The 13,861-nt window shown below is 69.7% G+C and carries 13 protein-coding genes; 6 read left to right on the forward strand and 7 right to left on the reverse strand.

Annotation, left to right across the window (positions count from 1 at the left end; all coding sequences use genetic code 11):
• The first annotated feature begins 33 nt into the window (after positions 1-33).
• Both moaA and mobA read left to right on the forward strand, forming a co-directional pair.
• Positions 34-1,128 (forward strand): GTP 3',8-cyclase MoaA, encoded by a 1,095-nt coding sequence (gene moaA / locus I6I07_RS13585; protein ID WP_198487038.1) that lies wholly within the window; start codon positions 34-36, stop codon positions 1,126-1,128.
• The gene (gene mobA / locus I6I07_RS13590) at positions 1,121-1,753 is read left to right on the forward strand and encodes a molybdenum cofactor guanylyltransferase MobA (RefSeq protein WP_198487039.1); all 633 of its coding nucleotides are present in this window, start codon (positions 1,121-1,123) and stop codon (positions 1,751-1,753) included. Before moaA ends, mobA begins: the two co-directional genes overlap by 8 nt.
• Here the strand turns inward: mobA and glp are convergent.
• The 5 genes from glp to moaC are packed head-to-tail and all read right to left on the reverse strand — an operon-like array spanning position 1,738 to position 4,675.
• Positions 1,738-2,943: a gephyrin-like molybdotransferase Glp gene (gene glp / locus I6I07_RS13595; RefSeq protein ID WP_198487040.1), complete on the reverse strand. Its 1,206-nt coding sequence runs from the start codon at positions 2,941-2,943 to the stop codon at positions 1,738-1,740. The two genes, mobA and glp, sit on opposite strands and share 16 nt — an antisense overlap.
• A 5-nt stretch (positions 2,944-2,948) precedes the next feature.
• Positions 2,949-3,470, reverse strand: coding sequence for a molybdenum cofactor biosynthesis protein B (moaB, locus tag I6I07_RS13600; protein ID WP_061073585.1), 522 nt, complete (start codon positions 3,468-3,470; stop codon positions 2,949-2,951).
• Positions 3,467-3,949: a molybdenum cofactor biosynthesis protein MoaE gene (locus I6I07_RS13605; protein ID WP_198487041.1), complete on the reverse strand. Its 483-nt coding sequence runs from the start codon at positions 3,947-3,949 to the stop codon at positions 3,467-3,469. The genes moaB and I6I07_RS13605 overlap by 4 nt, the downstream gene beginning before the upstream one ends.
• Before the next feature lie 5 nt (positions 3,950-3,954).
• Entirely contained in the window at positions 3,955-4,206 is a 252-nt protein-coding gene (locus I6I07_RS13610; RefSeq protein ID WP_006390912.1) for a MoaD/ThiS family protein, read from the reverse strand.
• Positions 4,187-4,675, reverse strand: coding sequence for a cyclic pyranopterin monophosphate synthase MoaC (gene moaC, locus I6I07_RS13615; RefSeq protein ID WP_198487042.1), 489 nt, complete (start codon positions 4,673-4,675; stop codon positions 4,187-4,189). Before moaC ends, I6I07_RS13610 begins: the two co-directional genes overlap by 20 nt.
• Before the next feature lie 248 nt (positions 4,676-4,923).
• Here moaC and I6I07_RS13620 point away from each other — a divergent pair, with 248 nt between their 5' ends.
• Positions 4,924-8,469, forward strand: a complete 3,546-nt coding sequence (locus I6I07_RS13620; RefSeq protein WP_198487043.1) for a DUF748 domain-containing protein — start codon at positions 4,924-4,926, stop codon at positions 8,467-8,469.
• A gap of 62 nt (positions 8,470-8,531) precedes the next feature.
• Positions 8,532-9,416 (forward strand): dienelactone hydrolase family protein, encoded by an 885-nt coding sequence (locus I6I07_RS13625; RefSeq protein WP_198487526.1) that lies wholly within the window; start codon positions 8,532-8,534, stop codon positions 9,414-9,416.
• Positions 9,417-10,282: 866 nt separating this feature from the next.
• Here the strand turns inward: I6I07_RS13625 and I6I07_RS13630 are convergent.
• Positions 10,283-10,708, reverse strand: coding sequence for a hypothetical protein (locus I6I07_RS13630; protein WP_198487044.1), 426 nt, complete (start codon positions 10,706-10,708; stop codon positions 10,283-10,285).
• Between the two features lie 239 nt (positions 10,709-10,947).
• Here I6I07_RS13630 and I6I07_RS13635 point away from each other — a divergent pair, with 239 nt between their 5' ends.
• Both I6I07_RS13635 and I6I07_RS13640 read left to right on the forward strand, forming a co-directional pair.
• Complete coding sequence (locus I6I07_RS13635; RefSeq protein ID WP_006390907.1) at positions 10,948-11,451, forward strand: peroxiredoxin; 504 nt, start codon at positions 10,948-10,950, stop codon at positions 11,449-11,451.
• Between the two features lie 92 nt (positions 11,452-11,543).
• Entirely contained in the window at positions 11,544-12,959 is a 1,416-nt protein-coding gene (locus I6I07_RS13640) for an MFS transporter (RefSeq protein ID WP_198487045.1), read from the forward strand.
• Between the two features lie 13 nt (positions 12,960-12,972).
• Here the strand turns inward: I6I07_RS13640 and I6I07_RS13645 are convergent, their stop codons facing one another.
• Complete coding sequence (locus I6I07_RS13645) at positions 12,973-13,860, reverse strand: EamA/RhaT family transporter (protein ID WP_420094587.1); 888 nt, start codon at positions 13,858-13,860, stop codon at positions 12,973-12,975.
• Position 13,861: the final 1 nt, after the last annotated feature.

Below are 13,861 nucleotides of genomic sequence, written 5' to 3' on the forward strand. Positions count from 1 at the left end.
CGCCGCCACGGGCGCCGGGCTATGATTGTTCCCATGAGCAAAGTGATCCTCCTGGCTGATCGCCGCACCGACCGTCCGGCGCCCGTCGCGCCGCCGGCCGCGGGCCAGCCCGCGCTCGACCGGCGCGCGCGGCCGCTGCGCGACCTGCGCATCTCGGTCACCGATCGCTGCAATTTCCGCTGCACCTATTGCATGCCGCGCGAGGTGTTCGACACCAGCTACGCCTTCATGCGCCATTCCGACCTGCTGTCGTTCGAGGAAATCACGCGGCTGGCCGGCATCTTCACCCGCCTGGGCGTCGAGAAGATCCGCCTGACCGGCGGCGAGCCGCTGCTGCGCAAGCATGTGGAAAACCTGGTGGGCCTGCTGTCCGGGCTGCGCACGCCCGCTGGCCGGCCGCTCGAACTGACGCTCACCACCAACGGCAGCCTGCTCGAACGCAAGGCCGCCGTGCTCGAGAACGCGGGCCTGACGCGCGTCACCGTCAGCCTGGACGCGCTGGACGCCGCCATGTTCCAGGACATGAGCGACAGCGGTTTCACGCCCGACGACGTGCTGCGCGGCATCGACGCCGCCGCCGCGGCCGGGCTGGCGCCCGTCAAGGTCAACATGGTGGTGCGGCGCGGCCTGAACGACGCGCAGATCCTGCCGATGGCCGAGCGCTTTCGCGGCAGCGGCCACATCCTGCGCTTCATCGAATACATGGACGTGGGCAACACCAACGGCTGGAACCTGACCGAAGTGGTGCCCAGCGAGGAAGTGCTGGCCCGCATCGGCGCGGTCCATCCGCTCGAACCGATCTCCACCGACGACATGGGCCGCGTCGCCGAACGCTGGCGCTACCGCGACGGCGCCGGCGAGATCGGCGTCATTTCCAGCGTCACCCAGGCCTTCTGTGGCGGCTGTACGCGCGCGCGCCTGTCGCCGGAAGGCAAGCTGTTCCTGTGCCTGTTCGGACACGAAGGCCACGACCTGCGCGCGCCGCTGCGCGACGGCGCCAGCGACGACGAGCTGGCCGCCATCCTCACCGGCATCTGGGCCGCACGGGGCGACAACTATTCCGAACAGCGCGGCCGCAACATGGCCGACCCGGCCCGAAAAGTCGAGATGAGCTACATCGGTGGCTGACCCGGCGCCCGCTTTCGACCGGCAACGCGTGGCCGGCCTGATCCTGGCCGGCGGCCAAGGCTCGCGCATGCAGGGGCATGACAAAGGCCTGGTGCCGCTGGCCGGCGAACCGCTTGTGGCGCACGTGGCGCGGCGCCTGGCGCCGCAGGTCGGGCCGCTCATCCTCAGCGCCAACCGCAATGCCGATATCTACGCCCGCTATGGCCGGGTGGTGGCCGACGATACCGACGCACTGGGCGCTTGGCAGGGGCCGCTGGCCGGACTGGCCGCGGGCCTGGCGGCGGCCGCGCCGTGCGAGTGGCTGGTGGTGGCGCCGTGCGACACCCCGTTCCTGCCGGCCGATCTGGCCCAACGCCTGATCGCGGCCGCGCAGGCGGCGGGCGCGCCGCTGGCCTACGCGATGGCCGACGGCCAGCGCCATCCGGCCTGCATGGCGCTGCGCACGATCCTGCTGCCGGTGTTGCGCGACTACCTGGCGGCCGGCGAACGCAAGGTCGGCCTGTGGCAGTCGCGGGTGGGGGGCGTGGGCGCGCCGTTCGATAACGTACCTGGCGCGCCCGGCGCGTTCATGAACCTGAACACGCCCGAGGAACTGGCGGCGGCCGAGCGCTACGCCAGCCAGTGACGCAGGTCGTAGTAGGGCACGCGGTCGCGATCTTGCACCTGGACGTCGGCGGGCAGGCGCGCCAGGCCGGTCGACCACGGCAATGAACTGATCACCCCGGAACCCTGGTGGCCGTACGGCACCAGTTCGGCGTTGCCGTCATCGGCGGCGCGGCGCTGCACGCGCAGGAATTCCTCGCGGCTGTCCTGGCGCGGATGCTCGGTGCGCAGCGGCAGCCGGCTGACCGGCGGGAACAGTTCCTCGCGGCCCTGCATGCGGCGCACCAGCGGCGACACCAGCATGGCGAACACCGCGTAGGCCGACACCGGATTGCCCGGCAGGCTGACCACCGGCTTGTCGCCGATCATGGCCAGCGCCACCGGCTTGCCCGGCTTCATGCGCACCTTCCACAACGACAGCTCGCCGCCCAGCGCGGCCAGCGCGGGCTTGACCAGGTCGCGCTCGCCGACGGACACGCCGCCCACGCTCAGCACCAGGTCGCATTCGGCCAGCAGCGTCTTGAAGGCGCCGCGCAGGTCTTCCTCGGTGTCGCGCGCGTGCAGCACCAACGCCGGTTCCGCCGCCATGCCGCGCACCAGCGCCGCCAGCATCGGGCCGTTGGAGTTGTAGATCTGCGCCGTTTCGCGCGCGCCGCCGGGCGGCACCAGTTCGTCGCCGGTGGTCAGGATGCCCACGCGCAGGCGGCCGAACACCGGCACGCTGGCCAGGCCCTGCGAGGCCAGCAGCGCCACGTGGGCGGCCTGCAACTGCGTGCCGGCGGCCAGCAGCGGGGAGCCGGCCAGGGTGTCCTCGCCGCGCTGGCGGATGTGCTGGCCGGGGCGGGGTTCGCGCGTGATCTCGACCTGGTCGTCGGCCTCGTGCGTGTCTTCCTGCATCACCACCACGTCGGCGCCGTCGGGAATCAGGCTGCCGGTGAACAGGCGGATGGCATGGCCGGGCTTGAGCGGCTGCGGCGTGTCGCCGGCATAGCAGCGCTGCTGGATCGGCAGGCGTGCGCCCGGCTGCCAGTCGGCCAGGCGCAGCGCGTAGCCGTCCATGGCGCTGTTGTCGGCCGGCGGGATGTCCACCGTGGCGTCGAGGTCGGCCGCCAGCACGCGTCCGGGCGCCTCGTCCAGGCCGACGTGTTCGCGGCGGGCGAGGGGGGCGGCGGCGTTGGCCAGCAGGGTCTGGGCTTGGTCGAAATCCAGCATGGGCGTCAGTGGTCTTGGTCGCGGGGTTGGAGGTGCGTGGCGAAATTGCAGGGGCGCTGGCCGCTGTCGAGCTGTTCGCGGATGATGCGGTTCCAGGCGGTCTCGCAGGCGTTGTTCGAGCCCGGCAGGCAGAACAGCAGGGTCCGGTTGGCCGAGCCGGCGAAGGCGCGCGACTGGATGGTTGAGCTGCCGATTTCCTCGTAGGAGATCTGGCGGAACAGTTCACCGAAGCCGGGGATCTCGCGGTCCAGCAGCGGCAGGATGGCCTGCGGCACGTGGTCGGCGTGCGAGAAGCCGGTGCCGCCCGTGGTCAGGATGACCTGCACTTCCGGGTCGGCGATCCAGTCGCTGATGACGCGGCGGATCTGGTAGACGTTGTCCTTGGATATGTCGCGCCGCACGCACTGGTGGCCGGCCTGCGCCAGGCTGTTGGCCAGCAGGTTGCCGGACGTGTCGTCGCCGGCGCTGCGGGTGTCGCTGACCGTCAGCACGGCGCAAGCCAGCGAAACGGGGGAGGCGTCGTTCATGGAGTCTCCTTGGGGGGCGGGGTGTCGGCGTTCCAGGACTGCGTGCGGTCCTGGTCGGATTGGCGCTGTTCCACCCAGAAGCTGTCGCCGCCCGCGAGGGTTTCGCGCTTCCAGAAGGGCGCGCGGGTCTTGAGCGCGTCGATGATGAATTCACAGCCGCGGAAGGCGTCGCCGCGATGGGCGCTGGCCGCGGCCACGAACACGATCTGGGCATTGCGCGTCAGCGCGCCGACCCGGTGCACGATCACGGTGCCGTCCAGGTTCCAGCGCGCGCGGGCGGTGGCGGCGATCTCTTCGAGCTCGCGCTCGCACATGCCGGGGTAGTGTTCCAGGTAGAGCGTGTCGGTGGGCGTGTCCGGCGCGTAGTCGCGCACGTAGCCCACGAAGGTGACGATGCCGCCCACGCCCGGCCCGGCGCTGGCGCGCAGGGCGGTGGTGAGCGCGGCGCCGTCGAAGTCGGCTTCCTGCACGATGACCATGGCGCTCAGCCTCCGGTGACGGGTTCGAACACCGCCACCTCGTCGCCGGCGCGGATCGGCGCCGACGGCTTGGCGTGGGTCTGGTTGATGGCCAGCTTCAGGCGGCCGGCCGGGGCCAGCTGCGGATAGCGTTCGCCGAGCGCGGCCAGCAGCTGCGCGCCGGTGGACTCGCCGTCCAGCGGCCAGGCCTCCGAGCGCTTGCCGACCAGTTCGGCCACGCGGGCGAAGTACAGAAGATTAATCGTTGCGCCATTCACCGCTTTTGCCTCCCGCCTTGTACTTCAGGCGCACTTGTTCGATGACGATACCCTTGTCGGCCGCCTTGCACATGTCATAGATGGTCAGCGCGGCGACGCTGCACGCGGTCATGGCTTCCATTTCGACGCCGGTCTTGTAGCTGGTGCGGCAGGTGGCCAGGATGTCGATGCGGTGCGCGTCGTCGTCCAGCGCGAATTCGACGCCGACGAACGACAGCGGCAGGCTGTGGCACAGGGGGATGAGCTCGGCGCAGCGCTTGGCCGCCAGGATGGCGGCGACGCGGGCGGTGTTCAGCACTTCGCCCTTGCCCTGGCCGGGCTGCGTCAGCAGGCCGTAGGCGACGGCGTTCATGCGGACGCTGGCGGTGGCGACGGCCACGCGTTCGGTGTCGGTCTTGCCGATGACATCGACCATGCGGACCTGGCCGGCTTCATCCAGGTGACTCAAGGTGGGGACGGGCGTGGACATGGGAATCGGGATCGAGAATTGTTAATGATTGAAAAGAGCGGTCCCGGCAGGCCGTGGCGGGCCGCTGTTACGCCTATGATAGACGAGCCGCCGCCGGCCGCGCCTTGAGGAAAGATAAGCCCGCCGCGGTTCGCCTGTTCTTGTGCCCCTGCGGGGGCATTTTCGCTTTTGGCGGCCCGCTGCAAAAAGCCCCCCAATTTGCTCGAAGGACGCGATAATGGCCTTCAATTCGTACCAGGAGACGCACAATGCCCTTGCGGATGCCCAAGTTCCGGTTCACCCGCCGCTTAGGCAAGATCCTCTTGGGCGTCGTGGCCGTGGCGCTGATCCTCTGCGGCGTGGCGGCGTGGCAGGTGCCCAAGGTCCTGCATAACGTCCTGACCCAGGACGTCGCCAAGATGCTGGGGCGCGACGTCGCCGTCGGCAAGATCACCTTCAATCCCTTCACCCTGACCGTGCGCGCGCGCGATCTCGCCGTGGCGCAGCCCGGCTCGCAGACGCCGCTGTTCACGGCCTCGGAAGTGAACGTCAGCGCCGCCTGGAGCTCGCTGTTCTGGTTCGCGCCGGTGGTCGACCGCTTCACCCTGCGTTCGCCGACGCTGTCGATCGTGCGCGAGGACGTCACCCGCTTCAACTTCTCCGACGTGCAGCAGCGCGTGGCCGAGATGACGGCCCCCAAGCCCGACGAGCCGCCCAAGCCCGACGAGGGCCTGCCGCGCTTCTCGCTGAACAACATGGTGATCGAGGGCGGCGTGGTCACCCTGGACGACAAGGTCACCGGCCGCAAGCAGGTGATCGACGAGCTGGCCGTGGGCGTGCCGTTCATCTCCACCTTCGGCTACGCCACCGACATCGACGTGCAGCCGCGGCTGCACTTGCGCATCAACGGCAGCCCGTTCGACCTGACCGGCGTGGCGCGGCCCTTCGACAAGGTGCCGTCGTCGACGCTGCGGGTCGCCTTCACCGGGCTGCAGCTGGAAAAGTGGGCCGACGTCTGGCCCATGCCGCTGCCGTTCAAGCTGGAGCGCGCGCTGCTCGACTCGAACCTGCAGATCGTGTTCGAGCAGCCCAAGGACGCGCCGCCCAAGATCCGCGTGGTCGGCGACCTGGGCCTGCGCCAGTTCGATCTGCGCGACAGCGCCGGCGAAAGCCTGGCGGGCTGGAGCGCGCTGACCGTCACCCGCCTCGAACTCGAACCGATCGCGCGCCAGGTCTATGTGGGCGGCGTCGACCTGTGGGCGCCGCAGGTCTACGCGCGGCGCTACAGCAACCAGCATCTGAACTGGCAGGACGTGGCCGACAAGCTCAAGCAGCTGGGCGGCCCGGCGCCGGCGGCCAAGCCAGCCGCGACGCCCGCCGCGGGCGCAGGCGATGCCGCCAAGCCCGGCGTCGCCAAGCCGGCCGCCGCCGATCCTGCCCAGGCAGCCAAGCCCGCCGCCAGCAGCCCGGCGTCGTCGGCCAAGCCCGATTCGGCCGCCGCGTCCGTGCCCAACGGTGCCCCGGCCGCCGCCACCGCCGACACGCCGCCCAAGCCCGCCGCGCCCGCCGAATGGAAGGTGACGCTGGACGCCTTCAACATCCACGAGGGCGAGCTCTACGTCACCGACGCCATCAGCAAGCTCGACTACACCCTGACCGGCCTGGCCGTCACCGTCGAAGGCGTGGCGCTGCCGCAGGTCAAGGGCGAGCCCATCAACCTGTGGCTGACCGTGGACAACAGCACCGATGGCGGCTGGATCCGCGCCAAGGGCCCGCTGGTGCTGCAACCGCTGTCGCTGGAGCTGGCGGTCCGCATGGGCAATGTCGCGCTGGCGCCGTTCGCGCCGGCCGTGCGCAGCCTGTCGCCGATCCTGGTGCAGGACGGCCGCCTGGGGCTGACGGCGCAGGTGCATGTGCTGGACAAAAACGGCGCCATCGACGCTTCCGCCACCGGCGTGCGCGCCGAACTGGCCCAGTTCAAGGCGCGCGACGAAACCCTGAACCCCGCGCTCGACGTCGCGCTGCAGCAGCTGGTCGTCACCGCCGACCGCCTGGCCATGGGCCCGGGCGCCAGCAACTTCACGCTGGCCGCGGCCGGCATCCAGGGCGGCGGCAAGCTCGACCTGAAGGGCGCCTTCACGCCGCAGCCGCTCACGCTCAAGACCTCGGTCGACCTGTCCGGCCTGAACGTCGCGTCGTTCGCGCCGTACTTCGCTTCCAGCCTGAACGCCACCGTGCGCGCCATCACGCTGGGCGCCAAGGGCGACGCCGAATTCGTGGCCGCCAATGGCAACGCGCCGATGAAGGCCGGCTGGAAGGGCGGCGTCGAGGTCACCGACGTCGACCTGCAGGACCGCGTCAACAAGGACGACTTCCTCAACTGGAAGCGCCTGGGCCTGTCCGGCATGAATATTTCGGTGGCGGGCGAGAAGATCGTTGCCGGCCTGGGCGACATCGCGCTGGACGACTTCTACGGCCGCATCCTGCTGAACGCGCAGGGCCGCCTGAACGTCATGGACCTGGTGGCCGCGCCCGGCCAGGCCGGCGGCTCCATCACCCAGGACACGCAGACCCCCGGCCGGCGCGCCGAACCGTCGGCGCCGGCGGCCAAGGGCGGCGGCATGCCCGACATCTCGCTCAACAGCGTCACGCTGACGCGCGGCCGCATGACCTTCACCGACCGCTTCGTCAAGCCGAACTACGTGGCCGAGCTGTCCAGCATCGACGGTTCCATCACGGCGGTGTCGTCCACCAACCCGCAGCCCGCCAAGGTCAAGGTCACCGGCCGCGTCTACACCACCGCGCCCCTGTCGATCAGCGGCGTGGTGCAGCCGTTCGCCAAGTTCCTGTCGCTCGACCTGAAGGCCTCGGCCAAGGGCGTGGACCTGCCGCGCTTCAACACCTATTCGGCCAAGTACGTCGGCTATCCGATCAAGCGCGGCAAGCTCTCGGTCGACCTGGAATACAAGATCAAGGACCGCGCGCTGCTGGCCACCAACCACGTCGTGCTGAACCAGCTGACCTTCGGCGACAAGACCAACAGCCCCGACGCCACCAAGCTGCCGGTGCTGCTGGCCGTGGCCCTGCTGAAGGACTCGCGCGGCAACATCGACATCAACCTGCCGATCTCCGGGTCGCTCGACGACCCCGAGTTCTCGGTCGGCGGCATCGTCGTGCGGGTGCTGCTGAACCTGGTGGTCAAGGCCGTCACCTCGCCCTTCAGCCTGCTGGCGTCGGCGTTCGGCGGCGGCGAGGAACTGTCGTACGTGGAATTCGCGCCCGGCAGCGCCGTGCTCACCGAGGACACGCAACAGCGCATCGAGACCCTGACCAAGGCCCTGGCCGACCGCCCCGCGCTCAAGATGGACCTGAGCGGCCGGGCCGATCCCAAGACCGACCAGGACGGCCTGCGCCAGGCCTGGGTCGACGCCCAGATCCGCCTGGCCAAGGCCCGCGACGTCGCGCCGCGCGGCAAGAAGCCGAACCCGGCCGGCGTCGAGGTCTCGGGCGCCGAACGCGCCAAGTACCTGGAAAAGGTCTACGACGACACCGACATCAAGGACAAGCCGCGCAATTTCATCGGCATGGCCAAGTCCGTGCCGTCCGGACAGATGGAGGAGATGCTGCGCGCCGCGGCCCCGGTGGGCGACGAACAGTTGCGTCAACTGGCCGACGCGCGCGCGCAAGCGGTGTATGAAAAGCTGCAAGCCCAGGAAGGACTCGCGGATCGCGTGTTCATCGTTGCCCCGCAACTGGACGCCGATGGCATCAAGGACGAGGGCTTGCCCTCGCGCGTGGACTTCTCCCTGAAGTGAACCCCGGCGGTTCGCCAGGACGCGCCCGCGTCCGGCGGCCGTCCTTTGCCCGGAGATGCATGATGAAAGACCAGGACGCGCATTTCGACAGCCTGCTGCCGCCCCTCAAGCTGGACCGCCGCGGCTTCATCGCCACCACCGTCGCCGCCGGCTTCTCGCTGGCCGCCGGCCCCGCCGTGGCCCAGACCGCCATCAAGACCGACGCCAACGGCCTGACCGCCGGCAAGGTGGACATCCCCGTCGCCGACGGCAAGATGCCCGCCTACCGCGCCATGCCCGCCGGCAAGAAGAACCTGCCCACGCTGCTGGTGGTGTCCGAGATCTTCGGCGTGCACGAATACATCCAGGACGTCTGCCGCCGCCTGGCGCACCTGGGCTACCTGGCCATCGCGCCCGAGCTGTTCGCGCGCCAGGGCGACCCGTCCAAGTACACCGAGATCCCCAAGCTGCAGGCCGAGATCATCAGCAAGGTGCCCGACAGACAGGTGCAGGACGACCTCGACGCCACCGTCGCCTGGGCCGCCGGCCATGGCGGCAGCGACGACAAGCTCGGCATCCTCGGCTTCTGCTGGGGCGGCCGCCAGGTCTGGCTCTACGCCGCCCACAACCCCAAGCTCAAGGCCGGCGCCGCCTGGTACGGCCAGTTGGGCGGCGACCCGAGCGAACTCAAGCCCAAGTCGGTCCTGAGCCTGGTCAACGACCTCAAGGCCCCGGTCCTGGGCGCCTACGGCGGCAAGGACGCCGGCATCCCCCAGACCGACGTCGACAAGATGCGCATCGAACTCGCCAAGGGCCCCGCCGCCGCCAAGGCCTCCCGCATCGACGTCTACCCCGAAGCCCCTCACGCCTTCCACGCCGACTACCGGCCGAGTTACCGCAAGGCCGAGGCGGAGCAGGCTTGGCAGAGGATGCTTGACTGGTTCAAGCAGAATGGGTTGGGGGGGTGAGGCGTTACGGTTGATGTTCTTCGTAGGCCGCCCCTGGCGTCGGCCGGGCAGGCGGGGCGCGCCCACGATTGCGGTCCGGAGCGTTCGCTCCGGACTGCCCCTGCGTCATCCTCGTCCTCGCCTTCGGCGACTCCTTCGGATTCCCTTGGGCGCATCGAGGTTGCGCCCCGCCTGCCCGGCCGACGCCAGGGGCTACCGACATCTGCACATGTGAGGCCGCTCGGGCGGAGTGGGGGAGAGAGTTTGCGTCGCCCGCCAGGACCGGCTGCGCGGGCAGCCGGTCCTGGCATACGCTTTAGCGGTGCGTCGTGAGAGCGGCGCTGCGCGAGGGGGGAGGGCGCGGCACGAGGGAGATACAGGTCAAGCGCCGCGACCCTTCATGTCGCACGGGAACGTGAACGCGCGAACACGCGACGCAGTTTCAAAGCCAGTCGCCCAAAAGCCAAGCCCACAAGCCCCAAAGCCAAGTCCGCAAGCTCCAACGCCAAACCTGCCGACGCGCGCAGCGTTCATCCTGACCTGCAAGACCCCGCGTAAGCCAAAAAAGGCCGCCCGCGCGGCCGCCTTTTGGCGGGCCCCGCAAACCCCTCCCACCCCCCGTTGACGTGGCCAACCACGCCAAGCACCCCATTCGCCCCAGCAACGTGGGCACCAAGACATCATGAGCCCGGCGGGGCGGCGTCAGGCGGGGGCGGGGCGTGTAGATGCGCCCGACGGAATCCGAAGGAGTCGCCGAAGGCGAGGACGAGGATGAGGATGGGGCAGTCCGGAGCGAACGCTCCGGACCGCAATCGTAGCCCCGCCCCCGCCTGACGCCGTCCCGCCGGGCGGCTCAAGAACTCAAATCCCCCCCCAAAAAAAAGAGATCACTTCTCAGCACTCTCCCCCGGCAACCCATCACTAACCTCAGCCAACGCCGCCTTCATATCCTCATAAGAAATCACCCGCTCATTCTGAAAACTCCCCAGCACCCCCCGGCACCCGTCGACGCCCGACCGCTTCATCTCTTCCATCATCCGCGTCCCATCCCCGAGTCCCTTCTCGTAAAGCCCGTCATACCCCGCCGCCGAAAACCCATATTCCTTGGCGTACCGCTCCAGGTTCTTGCGCGAGGTCGCCTGGTGCTGCGCCAGGTCGGGTTCGGATGCCCCGCACGAGCGCGCCGCGCCGTTGGAGGCGCCCGCCGCCACCACGAAGGATTCGAACTGGGCCTGCTCGGCCGCGTCGGGCGCGGCCCAGGCCGCGGTGGCCGCGGCCATCGTAAAGGCCAGGCCGATCAGCATCTTGCGCATCGGTTTGTCTCCGCAAAGCGCCCGCGCGCGGCCATCGCGCCCGGGCATTGATCACCTTCACATTATGGCAACGATCGTGTGCCAAGCGCGCCGCGCCGCGCGTGTGGAGTCGTTTCAGACTGTGCGGGTTTCTTTCCCGATCTGTCCGGACGGCCAGCAAGCGCCGCGCGCAGGAACTATGATGAGGGCTGTGGGGCACATCCGCCCCAATGCAACACCCCAACACTGGAGATCCCCCCATGAGCATCAAAGTCGGCGATCGCGTGCCCGACGGCACCCTGACCGAATTCATCGAAACCGAAAGCGAAGGCTGCTCGCTCGGCCCCAACGCCTTCCAGGTCGCCGACCTGACGCGTGGCAAGACCATCGCCCTGTTCGCGCTGCCCGGCGCCTTCACCCCGACCTGCTCGGCCAAGCACCTGCCCGGCTACGTCGAGCAGGCCGCCGCCCTCAAGGCCAAGGGCGTGGACGAAATCTGGTGCGTGTCCGTCAACGACGCCTTCGTCATGGGCGCCTGGGGCCGCGAACAGAAGACCGACGGCAAGGTCCGCATGCTGGCCGACGGTTCCGCCCTCTGGACCAAGGCCCTGGGCCTGGAGCTGGACCTGATCCAGCGCGGCATGGGCGTGCGCTCGCAGCGCTACTCGGCCCTGATCGTCGACGGCGTGGTCAAGCACCTGAACGTCGAAGGCCCCGGCAAGTTCGAAGTCAGCGACGCCGCGACCCTGCTGTCGCAAGCCTGATTTCCCCCCGCGCAGTCCCTGTTTCATCGCTCAATGCGCGGGCCGCCCTGGCGGCCCGCGTCGCTACTCCCCGGCAGGGGTAGCCAGACGCCATGCTCGCAACCATCTCTTCTTTCTCGTCGCTGTATTTCGCGACCCTGCTGATGCTCATCGGCACCGGCCTGTTCAACACCTACATGGGGTTGAGGCTGACCGCGCAGTCCGTCAGCGAGGTCTGGATCGGCACCCTGATCGCCGGCTATTACTTCGGCCTGGTCTGCGGCGCGCGATTGGGACACAAGCTCATCATCCGCGTCGGCCACATCCGCGCCTTTGTCGCCTGTGCCGCCGTCGCCACCAGCATGATCCTGGCGCAGACGCTGGTCGACTCCATGCCGCTGTGGCTGGTGTTCCGCGTCATCTCGGGCATCGTCATGGTGACCGAATTCATGGTCATCGAAAGCTGGCTCAACGAACAAACCGAAAACCACCAGCGCGGGCGCGTGTTCTCCGTCTACATGGTGGTGTCCGGCCTGGGCACGGTGCTGGGGCAACTGGCCCTGACCGCCTATGCCACGCTCGACCTGCGGCCGCTGACCCTGGTGGCCATGTGCCTGGTGCTGTGCCTGGTGCCGATCGCCGTCACGGCCCGCTCGCACCCGCCCACGCCGCTGCCGGCCGCGCTCGATATCCGCTTCTTCATGCGGCGCGTGCCGCTGTCCATGACGGTGCTGTTCGTGGCCGGCAACCTGTCCGGCGCGTTCTACGGCCTGGCGGCCGTGTACGGCGCCAAGCACGGCCTGACGACCTCGCAGGCCGCCGTGTTCGTGGCCGCCGCCGTCACCGCCGGGCTGCTGTCGCAATGGCCCATGGGCTGGCTGTCCGACCGCATCAACCGCGCCGGCCTGATCCGCTTCAATGCGCTGCTGCTGGTGGTGCTGCCGACCGTCATGTGGGGCTGGCTGGCCTTGCCCTATTGGGCGCTGGTGGCCATGTCCTGCGTCTTCGGCATCCTGCAGTTCACCCTGTATCCGCTGGGCGCCGCCTTCGCCAACGACCACGTCGAATCCGAGCGCCGCGTCAGCCTGTCGGCGGTGCTGCTCATGACCTACGGCGTCGGCGCCTGTGTCGGCCCGATGATCGCGGGCCTCTTGATGTCGCTGGCCGGCCCCAGCATGTATTACGTCTTCATCTCGGCCTGCGCGCTGATCCTGGTGTGGCAGGTGCGCCCCACGCGCGTCACCGGCGCCCACCAGGTCGAGGAAGCGCCGGTGCATTTCGTGCCGATGCCGGACACGCTGCAAAGCTCGCCGGCCGCCGCCGTGCTCGACCCGCGGGTCGACGTGGAAAACGATATCGGCATCGAGATGGTGCAGCCGGATCCCGCGGCCGCGCCCGCCACGCCGCCGGTGGAAGGCGCCGGGGCGGTGGATCCGCCCATCGCGGCCATGACCGCCACGGCCGAGCCGGCGCGGACCGAGCCCGAGGGCGAGGATCAGGCGGCGCGGCAGCCCCGCACCGGCACCTGAGCGGCCCGGTCGGTCACCACGGGGTCATCAGCAGGATGGCCCCCAGCGCCAGCGCCAGGCCCACGCCGTTCAGGCGCGTCAGGGGCTCGCGGAACACCAGCGCCCCGACCAGCGTGCCCAGCGTGATCACGCCCATGTTCATGGACGCGAACACCAGCGCGGGATGCTCGGGCAGCGCCTGGTGGGCGCGGATGTAGGTGAGGATGTTGCCGAAATTCATCACGCCCAGCGCCACGCCGGCCGCCAGATGGCGCGGCGCCCAGGCGGCGCGGCGCCACAGCAGGTAGGCCAGCATCAGCGCGCTGGCCAGCACGAAGGCCAGTAGCAGGCCGCTGGCGAACCCCGTGCCGGCGCGCGCCACCTGCTTGAACAGGATGTCGACCACGCCATAGGCCACCCATACCGACAATGGCCATAGCCACAACGCGCGGCGTCCGGCCGCGTCGGTGTCGGGCGCCGTGGCGGTGGCTTCGGGCCGGGCGGCGGGGCGCCGCAACAGGCAGAACAGGGCGGCGAAGGCCAGCGCGATCGCGCCCAGCTTGCGGCCGCTGACCGGCTCGCCGAACAGCAGGAACGCCGCCAGCAGCGGGATGAACAGCGACAGCCGCTGCGCCGCGTCGCTGCGCACCACGCCGGCATGGCGCACGGCCAGCGCCATCGCCATGAAGCCGCTGGGCAGCAGCAGGCCCAGCGCCACCAGCACCAGCCACGGCGTCTGCGGCGTGAGCAGCGTGGCCGGGTCCGGCCGCAGCACGGCCCAGCAGAGCAGGGCGGCCACCGCGTGGTTCACCATGATGGCCTGGCGCACGTCCACCTGCCAGCGCCGCGCCAGCTTCAGCATCGCCGCCACGGCGACGCTGCAGGCGACGCTGGCCAGCAGGTAGAACGGGCCAGGCGTCAGC

The organism is Achromobacter deleyi (genome assembly GCF_016127315.1).
GTDB lineage: Bacteria > Pseudomonadota > Gammaproteobacteria > Burkholderiales > Burkholderiaceae_B > Achromobacter > Achromobacter insuavis_A.

Coding starts and splice junctions, on each gene's coding strand:
- moaA (WP_198487038.1), top strand. CDS start 34: ATGAGCAAAGTGATCCTCCTGGCTGATCGCCGCACCGACCGTCCGGCG.
- glp (WP_198487040.1), bottom strand. CDS start 2,943: ATGCTGGATTTCGACCAAGCCCAGACCCTGCTGGCCAACGCCGCCGCC.
- moaB (WP_061073585.1), bottom strand. CDS start 3,470: ATGAACGACGCCTCCCCCGTTTCGCTGGCTTGCGCCGTGCTGACGGTC.
- I6I07_RS13605 (WP_198487041.1), bottom strand. CDS start 3,949: ATGGTCATCGTGCAGGAAGCCGACTTCGACGGCGCCGCGCTCACCACC.
- moaC (WP_198487042.1), bottom strand. CDS start 4,675: ATGTCCACGCCCGTCCCCACCTTGAGTCACCTGGATGAAGCCGGCCAG.
- I6I07_RS13620 (WP_198487043.1), top strand. CDS start 4,924: ATGCCCTTGCGGATGCCCAAGTTCCGGTTCACCCGCCGCTTAGGCAAG.
- I6I07_RS13625 (WP_198487526.1), top strand. CDS start 8,532: ATGAAAGACCAGGACGCGCATTTCGACAGCCTGCTGCCGCCCCTCAAG.
- I6I07_RS13630 (WP_198487044.1), bottom strand. CDS start 10,708: ATGCGCAAGATGCTGATCGGCCTGGCCTTTACGATGGCCGCGGCCACC.
- I6I07_RS13635 (WP_006390907.1), top strand. CDS start 10,948: ATGAGCATCAAAGTCGGCGATCGCGTGCCCGACGGCACCCTGACCGAA.
- I6I07_RS13640 (WP_198487045.1), top strand. CDS start 11,544: ATGCTCGCAACCATCTCTTCTTTCTCGTCGCTGTATTTCGCGACCCTG.